Genomic DNA, 20,788 nt, shown 5'->3' on the forward strand with positions numbered 1-20,788 from the left:
GGTCCTTAGTCGACCTTCACCTGGAACAGCACGAAGCCCGTGCCGCTCGGCTCGACCGTGCCCGTGAAGCGCCAGTCGATCGCGCCCGTGCCCCCCGCGGGTTGAACGGTGGTGCAGGCCACCGCGCCCGCCGGCGGCGCGTTCGCCGGCGTGGTCTTGACGCAGCCCGTGAGCGACGCCGGCGTGGTGCCGGTGGTCGCGCTCACGAAGGTGGTGTAGCCCGGCGTCATGTCGTTCACGACCATGCTGCGGATCGGCGCGTCGCCGTTGTTCGTGTAGGTGATGCGGTACTCCAGCGTCTCGCCCGACTTGGCCTGGTTGTTGACGCCGAAGGTGCCGCTTTGCGTGATGTTGCGCACTTCCTTCTTCAGCTCCAATGCCACGCCCGACACCGTCGTGAGGTCGTCGAGTGTGAAGCTGCCGCTGAGCGAGGGGCTGGCGTTGGTGTAGGTGAAGTCGGCGCGAATCGTCGCCCTGTTGTTCGAGCCCAGCGGTGCCGTGGCGGGAATGAACTCCTGCACGATCACGCAGACCTTGCCCGCGAAGGCCACGGGCGTGGCCGCCGCGCTCGGCGGGTACAGCTGCGCCGCGCCGGGCTGCAGGCTGCCGGTGCAACCCACATCCGCGAAGACCTTCGTCGTCCAGCCGGTGATGGCCGGCGTGGCCGTCTCGCTCGCCACGCTGAAGCGCACCTGCCCTGCCGTGCCGGCCGTGAAGGTGTGGGCGTAGGTCACGGTGCTGCCCGGCAGGCCGGTCTTGGCGCCGTCGGTCGCGAAGGCGCTGTTGTCGACGTCGCCGAAGTTCAGGTTGGCATGGCCCGTGCCGTTCCAGCTGAAGGCGATGCGGTCGGGCGTGCCGGTGCGCGTGTAGGTGTAGGTGCCACCGGCCGCGGCCACCGCGGAGCCCGAGGGCAGCGCGACGTTGCCCACCGAGGCGCCGGTCGACACGCGCGTGCCGGGGTTGGTTTCTTCCACGCACATCGCCGAGCCCGTGGCCGTGCCGGCCGGCACGCTGAGGCTGTAGGCACCCGACGCGTCCGTGAGCGCGCTCGCGTACACGGCGGCGCCGCAGTTGGTCAGCCGCACGCTCACGCCCGACAGCGGGCCCTCGCCGCCGTTGACGATGCCGTCGTTGGCCGTGCCGCTGCCCACGCCGTTGTCCAGGAACACGCGGCCGCTCACGATGGCCGCGAGCGTGTTGGTGAAGGTACAGACCACCGCCGTGCCGTTCGTCAGTCCGGCCGCGGGCAGCGTGACGGTGCCCGCCACCAGGTCGACCGCCGCCGTCGCCCCGCCCGCCAGGCCCGTGCAGGTCGCGCCCGAGAACGCGAAGCCGCCGGGCATCGAGGCCGCGACTTCGGTCAGCACCGTCTGGGTGTTGGCCGTGGTGAGCGTCTTGATCGTGCCCACCACCGTCGAGCCCGACACCGAGACGTTGATGCTGTCCGAGCCGAAGCCGTTGGTGCCGCTGAACGCGAAGGTGCCCGTGCCGCCCAGCGCCTGCTTGCGGATCTGCACCGTCGGCAGGCGGTTGTTGCTGTAGGTACAGACGATGGCCTTGCCGGCGTCGCCCGCGCCGATCACCAGCGTGTTGCTGGCCTGGCCGTTGGTGCCGCTCAGTGCGTTGGCCGTGGCGCCGCCGTCGGCGGTACACGACAGCACGGTCGTGTAGTTGGCCAGCGTGCCGGTGGGCATCGTTTCCGCCGGGAAGGTGATGGTGTTGCCCACGGCCGCCACCACCGCCGCGCCGCTGTTGCCGGCCGTGGGTGCGGTCGCGGTGAACGCGGCCGTGTTGTTGGTCGCGCCCGTGGTCGCGCCGATGCTGGCGACGTTGCCCGCTTCGCTGTTCGCGCCCCAGGCCTTGCGCACCTGCAGGGTGACCGTCTTCTTCGCGTTGGTGTAGGTACAGACGATGGCCTTGCCGGCATCGCCCGCGGCAATCGCCAGCGTGTTGCTCGCCTGGCCGTTGGTGCCGCTCAGCGGGTTGGTGGTGGCGCCGCCGTCGGCGGTACACGCGAGCACGGTGCTGTAGTTCGCGAGCGAGCCCGTGGTCATCGTCTCGGCCGGCAGCGTGAGCGTGCCGCCGACGACCATCGACACCGCCGCGCCGCTGTTGCCGGCGGTGGGCGCGGTCGCGGTGAATGCCGCCGTGTTGCTGCTGCCGCCCGAGGTGGCGCCGATGCTGGCCACGTCACCGTTCGTGCTGTCCGCGCTCCAGGCCTTACGCAGCTGCACCGTCACGGTCTTGGGCGTGTTGGTGTAGGTACAGACGATGGCCTTGCCGGCGTCGCCCGCGCCGACCAGCAGCGTGTTGCTGTTCTGCCCGTTGGTACCGCTGAGCGCGTTGGCCGTGACGCCGCCGCCGGCCGTACAGGCCAGCACCGTGGTGTAGTTGGCGAGCGTGCCCGGCGCCATCGTCTCGGCCGGCAGCGTGATCGTGTTGCCGGCCTGCACGGTCACGGCCGTGCCGCTGTTGGCGCCCGTGGGCGCCGTCGCGGTGAAGGCCGTGGTGTTGCTCGATCCGCCCGCGCTCGCGCCGATGCTCGCGACGTTGCCGGCGATGCTGTTCGCGCCCCAGGCCTTGGTGATCTGCAGCGTCGCCGTCTTCGGCGTGTTGGTGTAGGTACAGACGATGGCCTTGCCCGCGTCGCCCGCGCCGACCACCAGCGTGTTGCTGGCCTGGCCGTTGGTGCCGCTCAGCGTGTTGGCCGTGGCGCCGGCATCGGCGGTACACGACAGCACGGTGGTGTAGTTGGCCAGCGTGCCCGTGGTCATCGTCTCGGCCGGGAAGGTGAGCGTGTCGCCCGCGGCCACCGACACCGCGGTGCCGCTGGTGCCCGCCGTCGGCGCCGTCGCCGTGAACGCGGCGGTGTTGTTCGCGCCGCCCGTGGTCGCGCCGATGCTCGCCACGTTGCCCGTGGTGCTGCCGGCGCTCCAGGCCTTGGACAGTTGCAGCGTCGCGGTCCTGCGCGTGTTGGTGTAGGCGCAGTTCACCGCGCTGTCCGACGGCATGGTGAAGGTGCGGCTCAGGCCGCTGCCGCTCACCGTCACCGCGCTGCCGTCCGACACCTTGGTACAGGCCAGCGTCGTGGTGTAGTTGGTCGCGTTGCCGGTGGTGAAGGCCTCGGCCAGCGTCACGGTGGCGCCGCTGGCCGCGGTGGCCGTGGCGTTGGTGGTGGTGGCCGGCGCGGTCGACGTGCCGGCGGTCGCGCCCGTCACTTCGGCGGCGCTGCCGCTGACCGTCAGGTTGACCTTGTCGCCGGCGATGGCGCCGCTCCAGCTCTTGGACAAGGTCACCGCCGCCGTCTTGCGCGTGTTGGCGTAGGTACAGACGATGGCCGTGTCGGCCGTGCCCACTGTCAGCGTGTTGCCCGACAGGCCGCTGGTGCCGGTGCAGCTCAGCGCGCTCGTGTAGTTGGCGGCGCTGCCGGTGGTGAAGCTCTCGGCCAGCGTGATGACGCTGCCCACGGGCACGGCCTGCGCAGCGCCGGTGTCGGTCTCGGCGGCCGTGTTGGCCACCGAGGCCAGCGCCGTGAGGCCCGTGCCGGTGACGCTCACCGCGTCGTTGACGATCGCGCCCGACCAGGTCTTGGCCAGCGCGACGGTCGCCGTCTTCGCGGTGTTGGTGATCTCGCAAATGATCGGCAGGCCCGCATCGGCGTTGCCCAGGGTCAGCAGGTTGCCGCTGAGCGAGCCGCCGCCGGTGCAGCTCCAGGCACTGGCGGTGTACGAGCCGGCGTTGGTGCCGAACGGCGTCTCCGACAGGGTCACGGTGTCGCCCACCGCCACGCGCTGCGCGCCGCCGGTGTCGGTCTCGTTGGGCGTGTTGGCCGTGGCCTGCAGGTTGAAGGCGTAGCCGATGTTGTGGTTCGGGTGCACCGTGCCCGAGGCGGTCAGCGTGAAGGCGTCGTTGACGAGCGCGTTGACCCACTTCTTGCGCAGCTGCACCGTCGGCGCCTTGGCGTTGGTGACGGTACAGACGATGTTCGAGCCCGCCACCGTTGCCGCTGCGTTCAGCGTGAACTGGTTCGTGTTCTGCGCAGTGCCGCGCGTCACCGTGCCGCCGCTGCCCATGCCGGTGCAGCTGACGTCGGTGATCACGTAGTCGGGCACGCCCGTGGCCGGCGTGTAGGTTTCGGTGAAGGTGGTCGCCGTGCCCGTCGCGGTCAGCGTCTGCAGCGGCCCGTTGACGGCCGTGCCGGCCACGGTGGTGGTGATGGTGTGCGCGGCCACGCCATTGGTGCCCGTGAAGTCGAAGCCCGCCACGCCGCCGAGCGAGCGCTTGGCGAGGGTCAGGGTCGCGGGCTTGCCGGTGTTGGTGTAGGTGCAGACGATGGCCTTGCCCGCGTCGGTCGCACCGATCAGCAGCGTGTTGCTGTTCTGCCCGTTGGTGCCGCTCAGCGCGTTGGCCGTGGCACCGCCCCCTGCCGTACACGACAGCACCGTGTTGTAGCTCGCGAGCGAGCCCGTGGGCATCGTCTCGGCCGGCAGCGTGATGGTGTTGCCCGCGACCACGTTCACCGTGCTGCTGTTGCCCGCCGTCGGCGCGGTCGCCGTGAACGCCGTGGTGTTGCTCGCGCCGCCCGTGCTCGCGCCGATGCTCGCCACGTTGCCGCTGATGGCGCCGGCGCCCCAGGACTTGGTGATCTGCAGCGTGGCCGTCTTCGGCGTGTTGGTGTAGGTACACAGGATCGCCTTGCCCGCATCGGCCGGGCCGATCAGCAAGGTGTTGGTGGCCTGCCCGTTGGTGCCGCTCAGCGCGTTGGCCGTGGCGCCGCCACCGGCCGTACACGCGAGCACCGTGTTGTAGTTCGCCAGCGTCCCCGTCGGCATCGTTTCCGCGGGGAAGGTGATGGTGTTGCCGGCGACCACGGTCACGGCCGCGCCGCTGTTGGCGCCCGTCGGCGCCGTCGCCGTGAAGGCGGCGGTGTTGTTCGCGCCGCCCGTGCTCGCGCCCAGGCTCGCCACGTTGCCGGCGATGCTGTTCGCACCCCAGGCCTTGCTGATCTGCAACGTGGCCGTCTTCGGCGTGTTGGTGTAGGTACAGACGATGGCCTTGCCCGCGTCGCCCGCGCCGACCAGCAGCGTGTTGCTGTTCTGTCCGTTGGTGCCACTGAGCGCATTGGCCGTGGCACCGCCGCCGGCCGTACACGCCAGCACCGTGTTGTAGTTCGCCAGCGTGCCCGGCGACATCGTCTCGGCCGGCAGCGTGATCGTGTTGCCCGTGGCCACGGTCACGGCGGTGCCGCTGTTCGCGCCCGTGGGGGCCGTCGCCGTGAACGCCGCAGTGTTGTTCGTGCCGCCCGTGGAGGCGGGAATGCTCGCCACGTTGCCCGTGAGGCTGTTGGCGCCCCACGACTTGACCAGCTGCAGCGTGGAGGTCTTCGGCGTGTTGGTGTAGGTACAGACGATGGCCTTGCCCGCGTCGGCCGCGCCGATCGTCAGCGTGTTGGTCGCCTGGCCATTGGTGCCGCTCAGGCTGTTGGCCGTCGCGCCGCCACCGGCGGTACACGACAGCACGGTCGTGTAGTTCGGCAGCACGCCGCCGTTCATGGTTTCCGCGGGGAAGGTGATCGTGTTGCCGGCCGCGACGGTCACGGTCGCGCTGGTGTTGGCCGTCGGCGCCGTCGACGAGAACGCCGCGGTGTTGGCCGCGCCGCCCGTGGTGGCGCCGATGTTCGCCACGTTGCCCGTCACGCTGATGGGGTTCCACGACTTGGCCAGCTGCAGGGTCGCGGTCTTGCGCGTGTTGGTGTAGGTACAGACGATGTCCTTGCCGATGTCGCCGAGGGCGATCGTCAGCGTGTTGCTCACCTGTCCGTTGGTGCCGCTGAGCGTGCTGGCCATGGCGCCGCCATTCGCGGTACACGACAGCACGGTGTTGTAGTTCGCCAGCGTGCCGGTGGTCAGTGTTTCGGCGGGCAGCGTGATGACGTTGCCGATGTTCACGCCCGCGACGGAGCTGGAAGCGGCAGTGGACGCCGTCGAGGTGAAGGCCGAGGTGTTGCTGGCGCCGAAGAAGTTGGTACCGCCCGTGGAGGCGGCAATGCTCGCCACGTCGCCGGTGTTGCTGCCGGCCGACCAGGCCTTCGCGAGCTGCAGCCTGACCACGTTGAACTGGATCACCACGAGACCGTTGCCGCCGGTGGAGCCGGTCAGCGAAGCGCGCGCTCCGCCCACGCCGACGCCGCCCTGGTAGAGCGTGTTGCCCTGGTTGGCCGGGTTGGAAGCCGCCGAGTAGCTGCCGTCGGCCCCGGCGGTGATCACGCCGCCGGTCACGCCCGTGCCGATGAAGCCCGAGCCGCCGCCGCCCGGTCCGTTGTAGGAACAGCCGACCGAGACGGGATTGGGCGTGTTGCTGCACTGGGCCATGCCGCCGCCGCCGCCGAACCAGCCGCCGCCGCCGCCGCCACCGCCCTCGTACTGGAGGGGGGTGCCACCGACCGCCGAGCACCCGGTGCCGCCCTGCAAGGCGCTGCCGTCAGTGCCGGCCGGACAGGTGGCCGCGACGGTCCCCGCACTCGGGGTGCCGCGCGCACCGCCAGCGGCCTGGGTACCGCCCCGTCCGCCCGTGCCGGTGGACGAGCCGCCGTTGGTGCCACCGCCGCCGCCCGGCACCGGGCTGCCGACGTCGGTCCAGAAGGCGCTGCCGCCGCCGCCGCCCGCGATCAGTCGCGCGGCGGCCGCCGAAAACTCCGTGCCGCCGTTCCACAGCGCACTCATGCCGCCGCCCGACGAACCGGCAACGCCCGCGTTCGCGCCATTGCCGCCGCCGCCCCCGCGGCCGTAGGTCGCGCCGGTGCCCCCGTTCTGCCCGCCCTGCCCCACCGTCACCGCCATGGCGGTGCCGGGCGTGACCGACACGGTGCCGTCGGCGAAGCCGCCGGCACCACCGTTGGCCGAGTTGCCGCCGGCCGCCGTGGAGCCGCCGCCGCCGGCGCCCCACATCGTGACGCGCACCGACGACACGCCCGCAGGCACCGTGAAGGTCTGCGCCGAGCCCGAATGGGTGAAGGTCACGCAGCTGTTGTAGCCCGACTGCGGCGTGCACGCAGCGGTTGCAGCCTGCGCACCCGGCATGGCAATGAGCCACAAGGCCGTCGCGGCAAGCACGCCCTTCAACACCCCGCCGAACCGCGCCATCCCGCCCGCTTCGTTTCTCGTTCTGCTTTGCATCATGGTCTCGTTCAGCGGGTTTCTTGCGCGGCCGCGGCGATCACGACCCAGCGGCTCTTGGCGCTGCTGTCATCGCCTGCGACAGGCTGCGTGTCTTCTTTGGTATCGGTGCGCAGGCGCAGCACGTCGACGCCGCGCCCGATCAGGTAGCTGCGCACGGCATTGGTCCGCTGCGCAATGAGCTGCATGCGGTCGTCAGCGCTGCCCTGTTGCGCATCGGCATGGCTGATGTGGATCACCACCTGCGCCTCGGTCGCCTTGATCTGCGCGGCCAGCGTGTTCAGCGTGTCGTGCGCCTGCGGCTTGATGAAGGACTTGGCGGGCTCAAACAGCGCCTCGGCCTGCAGCACCGTGCGCATCGGCAGCGGGGCCACTTCGGGCGCATCCGCAGCCACCTTCTCTGCCTTCTGTGCCTTCTGTGCCTTGGCCACGTTCGCATCGGCGCCCGTCGAAGCAAACCCCAGATGCGTCTCATCGAACTTGAAGCGCAGCCGCACATAGGCGCCCTTGCTCGTGTACTCGTTGGCCGTCAGGTCGCGGTCGTTCAGGCCCACGAAGTTGTAGCCCGCCGACACCCACATGTTCTTCTGCACCTGGTAGCCCACCTCGACGCCGAAGGTCTTCTGCAGCGCGCCGCCCTTGCCGTACAGCAGGCCGGCCTGCACGCCGAAGTCCCAGTCCTGGTTGATGTCCTGCGTGTAGCGCGCCTGCACCAGGTGCGCCCAGTACTTGCTGGCCAGCGTGCCGTCGTCGGCGCGGCTGAGCTTGAAGGCATAGCGCGCCATCACCGCCTTGCCCGGCTCGGGGTTGTAGTTGACGTGCGCCGAGACGATGTCCGCGCTGGTCTTGCCCGGCAGGCTGGCACCGTTGTCGGCGCCGAAGACGCTGCTGCCCTGCAGCGCACCGGCCGCATTGCCCGCGCCCACCACGCGCTCGGAGCGGCGCTCGTAGCGCGCCAGCGCATTCCAGGTGTCGTCGTCCACCGGCCGGTAGGCGATGCCGATCTGGTGGCGCTGCAGGTGGCGCTCGTTGCCCGCGTTGGCGCCCTGGCCTTCGCTGTCGCTCACGATGCTGCGCGCCAGCAGGCTCCAGGACGGATCGAGCTTGAAGCCGAAGCCGGCGCTGAACAGGCGCGTGTTCGCGTCGTCGCCGCGGCGCGCTTCGTACACGCCGCTGGCCTTGATCCGGTCGGTGATGTACTCGATGCCGCTGGTGATCGCGGTCGACTCGCCCAGCCCGCCCGCGTAGCCCGTGCCGGTGTTCTTGCTGTTGCTGTAGCCGCTCATGTCGCGCGTGTGCTCGATGCCCCCGGTCACGCGGATCTGCTCGTTGACCTTGAAGGTGTTGCGCACCCCGATGGCCGCCTGCACGCCGCGCCCTTCGGCGCCGTCGGCGATGCGGTACTCGTTGTACACGCGACCGCCTTCCATGTAGTTGCTCTCGATGCCGACGATGCCGGTGTTGTTGCGCTGCGTGCTGTCCAGCTCGTAGGGGCCGTTGAGCGTGGAGATCAGTTCGTAGCGGCCGTACACGCGCGTCTTGTCGGTGATGGCGTAGTTGCCGCCCACGGCCAGCACGTGGCGCTTGCCGTCCTTCAGGTCCTGCTCGCCTTCCACGAACACCTGCGCGCCGGCCACGCCGGGCACCTCGGTCGACAGGCGCCCGCGCACGGTCGTCTGGCTCTGCGTGTCCACGCCGGCGGCGGCGGCGGCCGCGCCCAGCGTGGTCACGCTGTTGGCGCCGATGCTGCTGCCCATCTGGCCGTTGTAGGTGGAGATCTGGCCGTAGTCGAAGCCCGAGCTGGAGCCCAGCGCGTTGTTGCTCTGGCCGTGGCGCAGGCCCACCTCGGCGACGGTCTTGTCGCTGAGCTTCTTCTGCACGCTCACCGTGGCGCCCTTGCGCTCGTCGACCTGGGCCGCGTCCTTGCTGTAGAGCACCTCGCCGCGCACGGCCAGGGTCGGGTCGACGCGGTACTCGGCGCGCGCCGAGGCTTCGGTGTGGCCGGCCGAGAAGCTGGCGCCGGGGTTGTCGAAGCCCTTGCTGGTCTTGGCCGCCAGGGCCACCACGGCCAGCTTCTCGTCCTGGTAGCGCGCTTCCACGCGCGCGCCGTGACCGTGGCCCTTGTCGTCGGAGTCGGTCTTGACCAGCTCGGCCGCCACGCTGGTGTTCTGGCCGATGCGCGCCACGCCCGTGAGCGCCTGCAGGTTGCGCTTGTTCTGCGGGTTCTGGTCGGTGGAAGCCACCACGCCCAGCTGCAGGTTCTCGCTGACCTTCACTTGCACGTCGGTGCCGGCCACGGTGAATTTGGGGCCGCCGCTGTCCACTTCGTAGGTCACGCGGATCGACTGCGGGTTCAGGTTCGCGTCGATGGAGGCGATGGCGTGCGTGAACAGGATGCGGCGCGTGAGCGGCTCCACCGTGTAGTCCACGAAGCGCGCCACGGCCGTGCGCTGCAGCACGATGTTGGGCTGGTTGCGGTCTCGCACCACGATCTCGATCTGCTCGCTGTTGTCCACGAACTCGCCGTTGCTGGCGCTCAGGTAGTACGGGCCCGAGGTGCCCAGCGCGCGGAACTCCTCCACCTGCTGCGTCTGCGCGGTGCGCGAGACATAGCTGGTGGCGCGCACGTTCTCGTCCTCGTACACGTGCTTCAGGCCCGTGAGCGAACGGTTGCTCTGGCTCAGGTTGCGCACCTCGGTGCTGCTGGCGGTGGTGAAGTCGCCGTACAGCAGGTAGGAGCGGTTCTTGTCGATGCGCACGTAGAGTTTCTGCGTGCTCTGGGCGTCGAAGCCCTTGACCGCGGAGTCGCCGTAGATCGGATAGAACTCGTCGGGGCGGATGTCGCGGAACAGACGGTCCTTGCGCGTCTTGTCGGAGTCGTAGGCGGCCGTGAGCAGGTACTCGCCCTTGACGGTGCCCTTGAAGAAGAAGGCGGCGCGACCGCTGGCGCGGCTGTTGGTGCCCTCGTCCTTCAGGCCCGAGAGTTCCGCCTCGAAGGCGGCGCCGGCGGGCATCGCGCCCAGGGGCAGCTTGCCGCGCTTGGTGAAGTCGAGCACGCCTTCGACGATGCCCACGCCGATCATGGGGCGCATCTCGGGCAACAGCGCCAGGCGCACTTCCTTGACGAAGGTGCCGGCGCTCACGCGCAGGCGCGCATCGCCGGGTTCGCCCGGGGGCATCAGCTGGAACTCTGCGGCGCCGCCATCCATGAAGACCTGGGTGCCCGGTTCGGTGGGGTTCAGGTCTTCGGCCAGCCAGCGGCCGCGGTCGGTCTCCAGCGTGAGCTGCGTGCGGGCGGTCACGGGCACGCCGGCCGCGTCGATCAGGCGCACCTTGACGACGACGGGCGTGCGCAGGTCGGCGCGGGCCACCTCGGGCAGGTCGACCTCGATGGCGCCGAGCTTGTCGGGGGCGACGACGGTGATCTCGTCGGCGCTGCCGCGCACGTTGCCGAAGCCGTCGACGGCTTCGAGCTTGAGGGTGTTGGTGCCGGGGCGCAGGGCCACGCCGATGTATTCCCAGGCGGCGATGTTCTTCGATGCCAGCTGGGTCTTCTTGCCGACGCGGCGCTCTTCCAATGCACTGCCGTTGACGCTCAGGCGCAACGAGGTGCCGGCCGTGCCCTTGACGCGCACGTTGATCGACTGGCCGGCGACGGTGTCGCGGTCCTTCAGGCCGATGAAGCCCAGCGTGTTGTTCTCGAGCTGGGGCAGTAGGGTTTCCAGCTCGATCGGGCTGGGAACTGCCTGGGGCAGCAGCGGGTTGGTGCGCGGCTCGAGCATCGCGCCGCCGGTGCCGATGGGGCGCATGGCCTGCGCGCCGACGCCGGTGGCCGAGCCGCTGGTGGTCGACGACGGCAGGCCCGAGGTGGGCACGCCGTTCAGCGGCGAGAACAGGCTGCCGGTGGGGATCGCGGGCTGCACGCCCAGCGTGCCGCCCATGCTGCCGCCACCGCCGCCGACGAAGCTGCTGGCGTTGGCCGGCGCCACGGGCAGCGCGATCAGCGGCGCCGAGGTGGGCTGCACGGCGCCCGTGCTGCCGCTGGCCAGTGCCTGGCCGGTGGCCGGCAGGCCGCGCACGTCGCCCACGGGCACGACCTTGCCCTCGGGGTCCAGGCGCAGGCGCACCTGCGCTTCGGCCTCGGTGTCGGGACGCGCGGCGATGGCGGCGCGGCGTGCGGCCACGTCGGCAATGACGCTCTTCTCGTCGCAGTTGGTGATGATGAAGTTGGCCTTGTGGAACTCGCCCTTCTTCAGATCGACGAAGCGGCTCTCGGGGGTGCCCGAGTTGCGGTTGTCGAGCACTTCGAGCTTGGCGCCCAGCGGCAGCGTGGTCTGGTCCAGGCGCAGCACGTGCGTGACGGGCTTGAGGCCGTACAGGCTCCACTTGCCTTCGATGTCGGTGACGACGTGGGTGCCGTCTTCCATGTACAGGCGCACGCCGGGCACGCCGATCTCGTCGGCGCCTTCCTGGCGGCCATCACGTTGGCCATCACGCTTGCAATCCAGATAGACCTTGCCGAAGGCGAAGGCGTCGTCGGAGAACACGCCGCCCGTCACGCGCACGGTCCAGTTGGCCAGGTTCGACTGGATGGGGCCCGAGGTGGCGCGCGCGCGGTTGATGGCGTCGCCGTTGGTGGGCGCGCCCACGCCGATGCGCACGCGGTAGCGCACCATGGCCGACTGGTCGGGGGCCACCACCAGCGTGGGGTAGTTGAAGATCAGGCCCGGGCCGGCGCCGCCGGCGGGGTTGGGCACCACTTGCCCGTTCAGGCGCACGCTGTTGGCCACGTACGCGAAGCCCGGGGGCAGCGTGTCGTTGAAGGTCAGGCCGGTGACGGGGAAGCCGGTCTTGTTGGTGACGGTGAGCGCGTAGTCGATGAAGTCGCCGAACTCGACCTGGCGCTTGCTGCCGTCCTTGCGCAGCACCAGGCCCAGGATGTTGCCCGGATCGAGCGGGATGTGGTTGTGCACGGCGTCGCACGGCGTGCCATCGGGCTTGGCGCCCGCCTGCACCTGGAAGTAATAGCTGGTCGGGTCGGCGTCCTTCGGGGGCACGGCGCTGGGCACGACGGCGCCGCAGCTGGTGAACGAGCCACCGGTCACGGGGATCAGCTGCGAGGGGTACACGTAGCCGCTGCCTGCCGGCGGCGTGACCGACAGCGCGTACGTGCACAGGCCCGTCACGGGCGGCGTCTGCAGGTAGAACTGGTAGGCGCCGTCGGCGCCGGTGGTCATCGAGATGCTGCCGTTGGGGTTGAGCGTGTAGGTGCCCGAATCGGCGCCGTAGATCTCTGCGACGGTGATGGGGCCGGCCGTGCCGCTGCTGCAGGACTGGCGCGTGTAGGTGACCAGCGCGCCGGCCACAGGTTGACGGGTCAGTGCGTTGTAGACCGTGCCCTGCGGATCGACCAGCAGCGCCTGCACCGAGGTGGCGGTGGCCGCCAGCAGCATGGTGGGCGTGACGTTGACGGTGTTCTGCTCGAAGGCGGCGGCCCAGGCCTTGTTGGTGAGCGACACGCGCCCGCCGATGGCGGCGGGCTTCTCGGTGATGCGCACGCTCAGGCGGATCTGTTCGCTCTGGCCGGGTGCCAGCGCGCGGGCGCCGTCGGTCAGGCTCAGCGCCACTTCGGTGGGCAGCTGGAAGGGGTCGGCGCTGTCCTGCGTGCTGCGGTTGCAGGTGGCGCGGCCGGTGAAGCCGGTGGCGGCGTTGAGGTTGCCGTTGGCGGCCTTGGGCGGGCCCAGCAGTTCCCACGAGGCGACCTGACCGCTCGACTTGTCCATGTCGAAGGTGCAGTTCAGGTTGTCGATCACGCGCACGTTGGGCGCGGCGACGGCGCCGGTGTTGGTGACCTTGAAGGTGTAGTCCAGCTCGTAGACGCCGGGCGACACGCGCCGGGCGATGGAGGCCTGCTTGGTCAGCGTGAGCGTGGGCAGTTGCGTGGAGACGGGCGTGGGCGAGGTGTCGTTGTTCGGGTTGCCGTCGCCGTCGGCGTCGGGGTTGTCGCCGTTGACCGAGTCGTCCAGGGCCACCGCCGGGCCGCCGGCATTGAGGGCGCCCGAGGCCTTGACGGTGTTCAGCAAGGTGCCGGTGCGGCCGGTGAAGTTGATGCGCGCATCGAACTGCACGGTGAACTGCCCGCCCACGGGCAGCACAGCGCCGTCGGCCAGCAGGTTCGAGGCGGCGGCGGTGCCCTTGAAGGCGGGGTTCGCTGCTGCAACCGTACCGCCGCTGGGTGCGGGCGCGATCACGATCGAGCCGGGCACGATGGTGTACTGGTTCGCGCCGGGCACTGCGGCTGCCGTGTAGGTGCCGAACTGGGTAGCGCCTGCGCCTTCCATCACGTCGGCGGCCTGAACGCCGTAGAGCCACGAGGTGCCGTAGTTGCGCACGTTGACGCTGAAGCGCACGGTGGCGGTGCCGTCGGTCTTGCCGTCGGCGCTGCGGTTCACGCGCGGGGTGGAGGCCGCCTTGGCCACGCCGATGCGCGCCTGGCTGGAGCTGATGACGATGGTGTTCGAAGGCACGGTGGCCGGGCCGGTGCCGTCGTTGTACTGGCTGTGCGCGGTGTTGCGGATCTCGCCCACCTGGTCGGCGTTGACCTTGACGGCGAACTGCATCGCGATGGACACGTTGCGCGCCACGGGCGTGGAGATGCCGATGGCCACTTCGACGGCCGAGGCGTCTTCGGCGGTGCGATAGCTGAACGCCGGATCGTTGGCCAGGCGGTACAGCTTGACGGCGTTGGCGGCCGTGGTGCGCAGGGTGCCGGGCACGTACTGGGTGCCGGCGGGCACGGGGTCGCGCACGAGGACCAACGCAGAGGGCGCGCCGTTCACGAGCAGCGGCGTGTTGGTGGGCGCGATGACGTTGGACGGCTGCGCGTCCTGCGCGCCGATGTTGGTGCCCGAGATGGAGAAGTCGATGCGCGTCTGGCCGGGGATGACGTTGCCGGGGTAGCTGGCCGACTTGACCAGTTGCAGCGCGGCGGCGTTGCCGACGGTGACGGTGTCGCGATTGATGGCGGTGAGGCCTTGCAGCGCGGTGGTGGCAGTCAGGCCCACGCAGGCCACGCCCGTCGCGGCCGTGGGGATCGTGCCCTGCACCAGCAGTGCAGCGGTCTCGCCGGGCTTCAAAGCAATGGCACCCGCCGCGTTGAGTTGCACCACCGGGTCGGCCGCATCGACCACGCCGTTGTTGTTGGTATCGCGCACCACGCGCAGTGCAGACAGATCGAGCGTGTCGGCCGCGCAGCCGCCGGCGTTGTTGGCCAGCGCCAGCGTGTAGGTGGAGGCGACGTTGCCGGTGTTGGTGAGCAGGTGGCTCAGCGTGACGATGCTCGCGGGCGGGCGCGACAGCGACTGGTCCTGCGTGAGCACCAAGGCCTCAACAGGCAGCACCGTGGCGATCACTTCGTTGGACGAGATGGTCTCGGTCTGCGCCAGGCCGTTGGGCACGTAGGTGCCCGTGGCGATGCTGCGGATCACGATGCCGGCGGGTGCCGGCGCGGCGTTCGCTTCCTGCACGGCACCACCCAGCAGCAGCGCCGCGCCAGCGGCGAGCGCGGCAGCCCATCCGCGCCACGATGGCCGGTGTGTGCTCCTGGGATTGAAAGTGAACAGCATGCCGCGAACCCTTGATCGATCACCGCGTGGGGATCAGAAGAAACGAAAGAACTTTTTCGTTTGCGCCCTCGCCTCGGAAACGAGAGAAGGCGCAAAGGAAAACGCACAGGCCTGTGTGCCCTGTGCGAGGGAGCCGACGGGCTTGCACCCGTCGGCTCCGCTTCACTCAGGTGAAGCTCAGTTGTTGACCTTCACGGAGAACAGCAGCGTGGCGGTGCCGCCAGGTGCCACGGTGTTGCTTGCGCTGCCGCAGGCCACGGTGGTGGCGGTGCTGCTGTAGGCCAGGGCCGTGCCGGTCACGCCAATGGACGTGCACTGGTTGGCGGCCGGAGGCTGCGTCGCACCGGTGAAGGAGGTGTAGGCCGGCACCGCGTCGTTGATCGACATGTTGGTGACCGGTGCCGCGCCTTCGTTGGTGGCAACGACGCGGTACACGATGCACTCACCGGGCTTGGCGACCAGCGGAGCCGACGAGGACGGGACCTCGGCGCCATCGCAGTTCGTGTCCAGTGCCTGCGTCTTCACGAGGCGCATCTGGCCCGTGATGACCGTGGTCACGTCGGTGGCCGAGGGCGTGCCGCACGAGGTGGCGCCTGCCGGGAAGGTCACCGTGACGGTGGCCGTGTCCACGGCACCTGCCGAAGCGCCGCCCGGTGCGAACACCTTGACGAGCAGCTTCTGCGTGCCGTTGGCCGCCAGCGGGCCCGGGATCGTGCCGGTCACCAGCGTGTCGCCGCTGCCGATCTGGCCGTCGCCGTCCACGTCGATGTACAGCGCGGTGGTCCAGCCAGCCGTCACGTCTGCCGCCGGCAGCGTGGCCGACACCGTGTACGGGCCTGCGCAGCTTTGCGTGCCGGTGTTGGTCAGCGTGTGGGCGTACACGACCGAGCCGCCGGGGGCGATCTGGCCGTTGTTGTTCGGCGTCAGCGTCGCACCGTAGGTCACGGCCTGGGTCACGGTCACCGCATCGGTCTTCGTGTCGATCGCCACGGCGCCCGTCGAAGTCACGATGGTGGAACGCACCTGGAAGTACACCAGCTGGCCGGTGACGGGCGTCTGCGAAGCAGGCGGCGTCACGCAGGCATCGACCGGCGTCTGCGCGTTGGCTGCAACGTCCACCGTGGTGATCGCCGCACCCGTGCAGGTGCCACCCGCCGCCACGAACTTGACGGTCCAGCCTGCGGGCAGGCTGCCCGGGAAGCTGTTGGTCTGGCTCGCCGCCAGGCTGTAGGTGTTGGCCACCGTGTCGTTGTTCTTGACGAACAGCGTGAAGATCGCGCCGGTGCCGGCAGCGGTCGTCTTCGTGGTGGTCGGCTGCGGGCTCGGGCCCGTGCCCACGTCGCCGTTGCCGGTGTTGCCTGCGGTGCCGTTACCGGTGGCCGTGTTGGTCAGGTCGACCAGCACGCCGATCATGGCGTTCAGGGTGTCGCGGGTGGATTCCGTCTTCGTGCTGTCGCCCGTCGAGGTACCCGTCACGATCGCGCTGAACGGACCGGTGGGCAGCGTGCCGGGAGACGGCAGCGTGGCGGCGAGCACGAACTGCACGCTGCCGTTGGCCGCGACCGGACCGGTGTCGGGAATGCCGTCGCTGTTGTTGTCGATCAACGGCGTGACACCGTCGGCGGCAAAGAACTTGAAGGTCGTTCCGGCCGGGAAGGTGCCCAGGGCGGCCGTGAGGTTCACGACGTCCGTGGCATTGCCCGTGTTGAACACCGTCTGCGTGAACTTCACCGTGGCGCCCATGGCCGCGCTGGCGACAGTCGTCGTGTCGGCTGCGGTCGTGTTGGGGTTGCCCACCGCCGTGTCCAGCGAGGTGGTCGGGCTGCCGGAAGCAGAACCGAGCACGATGCCGAAGGTGCCGATGACGTTGTAGCTCGCGGGGTTGGTCGGCGAGCCCGTCGTGCCCGGGTTGTCCGACGTGACCGTCGTCGGCACAGTCACGGGGTTGTACTTGGCCGTGTTGGTCGTGGTCGACGTGCCGATGGCCGCCGTGTTGTTGACCATCACGACGAAGCTCACCGTCTGCGTGACGTTCGGCGGCAGCGAGGCCACCACGAAGGCCAGCGTGTTGCCGGTCGCGGTGAAGTCGATGGCGTTACCAGCCACATCACCCTGCGGTGCGTCCGTGAGCGCCGTGCCCGGTGCATTGCTCCAGACGGCCGAACCCGGCACGTACGTGAAGCCTGCGGGCAACGTGTCGGTCATGACGAACCGGCCAGCCGCACCACCCGTGTTGTTGAACTTCAACGTATAGGTGGTGTAGACGCAGCCTGCTGCGGGTGCGCCAGCTGCCGTGGTGGTAGCCGCGCAACCTGCGACCGAGCGCGGACCGCTCACCGATGCCGCGGGCCAGGTGCCGCCATTGGCCGACCAGGCGACCGACGGAACGCTCAGGCTCTTGGTGGCGTTGAAGGCCGCCTGATCCGTGAGGTTCACGTTGTCGACGTCGGCCGCTTGCGTGTTACCCGCCGCGTACAGCGCCGGCGTGCCTGCGGTGGCCGTGATGGTCGCTGCGACCGGCGAGGTGAACGTCGACGACGAAGCGGTGCTCGGGATCGAGTACGCCACGACGAACGGGAACGTGCCGTTGCCACCCGCCACGGTCTGGGCCGGGACGTTACAGACCGCACCCGGAACGACCGAGCACAGCGCGGTCGTGCTGTCAGGCACGCCGTCGGCGTTCGCGTCGGCGAACACTTCGACCTTGGTGAAGCCGTTCGGGCTGGCCGGTGCGGCCACGCTCAGCGTGAACGTGTCGGTGCCGTTACCCGTGTTGGTCAGCACGTGCGGTGCATACACGGTCGTGCCCGCGGCGCCGGTCTTCGTGTTGACCACGTTGGTCGTCACGGTGGTGTAGGTGTCCAGGTTGAACGAGCCGACCTGCTGCACCGTCGTCTGCACGAGGTTGGAGGTGGCCAGCTGGCTGGCGCCGTTCGGGTCCAGGTAGGTGGCCGAAGCCTGATTACCGATGATGGTGTTGGCGGGTGGAGCCGCAGCGAGTGCGCCGGAACTTCCAAAAAGGAAGCTCAGCGTCAGGGCTGCTGCGCCCGCCCAGAGCGCGCGCGGCGCGGGGCCGGTGCGACGGGCAGACAAGGTAGGGATCACTTGGGTTTCTCCTCGGGGGTTGGGGTCAAAAAAGGTCAAAAAAAGGACGAACTCACCCCGGCCGGGGATTTCCGCGAACGGAAACCGGCAATGGAAAAACCAGCGGGGTTTTGAAGAAAAGAGAGAACCGGCCGTCAGCGCGGCTCAGGGCCGCCGACGGTCGTCGTCAGCGCGGGAAGCTCAGGGCGTGCTGCGCGCAACCTTCTGCGCGTCGGCGGCAGCGGCCACCGGCGCGGGCGGCACCACCACTTCGACCTTGGCGCGCGCGGTCACCGCGGCCGAGCCGTTGGCGGGCAGCTGGCCCAGCGTCCAGCGCAGCGAGCGGTACTCGTTGTACGGAACCGGCTCCGACTTGCCGTTGACGACGCGCGCCAGCGGCTCGGCGGCAAAGGCGCCGTCCTTGGTCGCGGCCTTGACCAGCGTCGCGCCGGGCTTGGCGGTCTTGGGCAGGTATTCCAGGCCTTCGGGGATCGGCAGGTTGGCCACCAGGCCAGTGACGGCCTTGCCGGTGTGGTTGGTGTAGGTGGCCGTGTACTCGAGCACGTCGCCCGGCTTGACCGAATCTGCCGCCAGCAGCTGCTCCTTGCCCTGCGCGTCCTTGACCACCTTGGCCTGCGTCAGCACGACCGCGACGGTCTTCTTCTGCGCGGCCTCGGTGGGCGCGGGCGCGGCCTTCGTGCCCTGCGCGGCGGCCAGGCCGCCCAGCCCCAGGGTCATGGCCACGCCGAGCCCCAGGCCGAGGCGAACGGTCAGCCGGACCACCGGCGACATGAATGAATTCACTTGAGACGAACTTCCGATAGACATAGACAACTCCTAAAAAACAACTTCAAAGCCAGACCGAGGCAACACGAAGATCAAACCGACTTGACCTGTGGCCTCGCGAATTGGCGTCGAAGCCATTTCCCAGCCACTTGCAGCACACCACTGACACACCGGCATCGGCGACGACCGCCTCCGATGCCCACTCTCGGCCTCACGCAAGCACGCCCTTTTCGAGCCGCTTCCATGAGCCATTTACCACGTTCATATTATTTTCCGAATGTTTACAAAAACAATCGAACGTCCGCGATCCGCCACTTGCAATGGCCGAGGGTTCCGTGAAAATGTCACGAGAGGCCCTCCAAAGTTAACAACTGTGAATACAGATGTAATCTGGACGTCTGCTTAGATTGTGAATAAACCTGCAATTGGAGTGTGATCAATTTCACAAGCGCATCGCCTCCAAGTTGTTGATGCATTTGAATAATTTCACTTTCACATCAACCCGCCGCCTCACGATTCCCCACTGTTTCAAGGGAGAAACTAGGCCCTTCGGCGGCCTCGGTCCAGCGCCTGGGGCCACTTCGAAACTAAATTTACAAATTCACAGACTGTGTAATCAGGCACCGTGAATTTCATGGACTGCATGCGCGACCTGTCCCCCAATGGTTTCAATCACGGGCAGCGTGAAATACGGCTTGATGAATTTTTCAAAATCCAATTCCATTCAAACAGGCACGGCTGCGCCATTGGCCTGAATTCAATTCAAGCCAATCCCAGCCGGCTCACTTCGCCGGAATTCATTCGTTGGTCTGCCGACACCCGGCCTCAATTCGGAGGCGAATGGGCGAGCGTCTTTTTTCAAGGTGACCTTGCGTCACCCCTTCGGATGCCGCGGGCGCTGCCCGCGAAAACTCACTTGCCGTGCCGGTTGTGCGCGCGCTCCAGCGTGTAGCCCACGCCGTAGAGCGAGCGCACGCGGAATTCGCCCGCCACGATCGATGCCAGCTTCTTGCGCACGCGCGACACCAGCGCATCGAGCGACCGGCTGGCGCCCAGCTCCCCGTTGCATCGGGGCCCCTGGGGCAGTTGCTGTCGCGACACGGGCGTGTCGAGGTGGCGCACCAGCACCCGGGCGATCTCGAATTCGCTCGGCGTCATGATGGCTTCGCGGCTCGCGTACTCGACCGCGAGGCGGCTGCGCACGAGCTGGAAACCGTACAGGCCATGCGGCTTCGCGTTCCGGCGCAGCGATTTCCTGCCGCACAGCGTCGACACGCGCGCCACGACCTCTTCCGCGTTCCAGGGGCTCACCAGGAAATCGTCGACGTCGAACACCGACACGCGGGGCGTTTCCAGCACGCCGCGCGACCGGGTCAGCACGACCACCGGCGCGGTGGCCGCACGGCTGGCGCCGATGCCGAACAGAATTTCCGGCAGCGCGCCCTCCATCGTCTCGCCCATCAGCAGGAACAGCCCGACGCCAGGCATCGAGGCGGCCTCCAGCAGGTCTTCCTCGTTGACCACACACAAGGGGCTGAAGCCGGCGTCCTTCAACCGGCCTCGCAGCCAGTCGATCTCTTCGCCGGAGTCCGTCAGCACCACCACACGACCGTTTTTCTGTTCCACCCTGTCCACCATCGCTTCCCTTTTCATCGCTCCCCGCATGCCTCTCACAATGGAGTGGAATGTATTAACGTTTATGTACAGTCGATAGGGAAAAGTGCCGATATTGACCAACGGAAACAGGTAGCCCTGTTCTTTTGTCATCGTGTGCAAACAAACTCACACTAATGGGGCGTCACCCCCTCGACACGGGCGAATGGAATCCCGGATCAGCCTTCCATTTCAAGAGGACCTGACGCTCAGGAAGCCCTCTGGGAAGTGGCCTCGGAAGGCTTTGCCGTCTTGCGCGCGGACAGCCTTTCGAGCAGCCCGACGAGCCAGCACATCGGGCAGCCGCGCAGCAGCAGCAGGGCGCCGACGACGGCAGGCGGCGCGATCCAGGGATGGGCGGACGACAGCAGCACCGCCAGCGCGATGAGCACAAGCGCTCCCGCGCCGCGAAGCAGATGCCAGGTGATGGAAACGGGACACATGGTGCAGGGCTCCTTGGGAATG

The 20,788-nt window shown here is 68.8% G+C and carries 6 protein-coding genes; all 6 read right to left on the minus strand.

What is annotated here, in order from left to right; genetic code table 11:
• Positions 1-5 precede the first annotated feature (5 nt).
• The 6 genes from AC07SQ_RS27445 to AC07SQ_RS27470 all read right to left on the minus strand — a co-directional run bounded on the left by AC07SQ_RS27445 (position 6) and on the right by AC07SQ_RS27470 (position 20,766).
• A complete protein-coding gene (locus AC07SQ_RS27445) occupies positions 6-7,175 on the minus strand; it encodes a prealbumin-like fold domain-containing protein (protein ID WP_495273290.1) in 7,170 nt (2,389 codons plus the stop codon).
• 11 nt (positions 7,176-7,186) lie between these two features.
• Positions 7,187-14,800 (minus strand): OmpA family protein, encoded by a 7,614-nt coding sequence (locus AC07SQ_RS27450; protein ID WP_495273289.1) that lies wholly within the window; start codon positions 14,798-14,800, stop codon positions 7,187-7,189.
• A gap of 177 nt (positions 14,801-14,977) precedes the next feature.
• Complete coding sequence (locus tag AC07SQ_RS27455) at positions 14,978-17,905, minus strand: beta strand repeat-containing protein (RefSeq protein ID WP_495313015.1); 2,928 nt, start codon at positions 17,903-17,905, stop codon at positions 14,978-14,980.
• A 180-nt stretch (positions 17,906-18,085) separates the two neighbouring features.
• The gene (locus AC07SQ_RS27460; protein WP_159275150.1) at positions 18,086-18,676 is read right to left on the minus strand and encodes a DUF11 domain-containing protein; all 591 of its coding nucleotides are present in this window, start codon (positions 18,674-18,676) and stop codon (positions 18,086-18,088) included.
• Positions 18,677-19,582: 906 nt separating this feature from the next.
• Entirely contained in the window at positions 19,583-20,437 is an 855-nt protein-coding gene (locus tag AC07SQ_RS27465; RefSeq protein ID WP_492738361.1) for a response regulator transcription factor, read from the minus strand.
• Between the two features lie 95 nt (positions 20,438-20,532).
• Positions 20,533-20,766, minus strand: a complete 234-nt coding sequence (locus AC07SQ_RS27470) for a hypothetical protein (protein WP_495273287.1) — start codon at positions 20,764-20,766, stop codon at positions 20,533-20,535.
• Positions 20,767-20,788 lie beyond the last annotated feature (22 nt).

It is taken from the genome of Variovorax sp. GW821-FHT06D12, from assembly GCF_059419205.1.

Bases quoted from the DNA above. Each gene is read 5' to 3' on its own strand.
- AC07SQ_RS27450 (WP_495273289.1), bottom strand. From the start codon at position 14,800: ATGCTGTTCACTTTCAATCCCAGGAGCACACACCGGCCATCGTGGCGC.
- AC07SQ_RS27470 (WP_495273287.1), bottom strand. From the start codon at position 20,766: ATGTGTCCCGTTTCCATCACCTGGCATCTGCTTCGCGGCGCGGGAGCG.
- AC07SQ_RS27460 (WP_159275150.1), bottom strand. From the start codon at position 18,676: ATGTCGCCGGTGGTCCGGCTGACCGTTCGCCTCGGCCTGGGGCTCGGC.
- AC07SQ_RS27445 (WP_495273290.1), bottom strand. From the start codon at position 7,175: ATGCAAAGCAGAACGAGAAACGAAGCGGGCGGGATGGCGCGGTTCGGC.
- AC07SQ_RS27465 (WP_492738361.1), bottom strand. From the start codon at position 20,437: ATGACAAAAGAACAGGGCTACCTGTTTCCGTTGGTCAATATCGGCACT.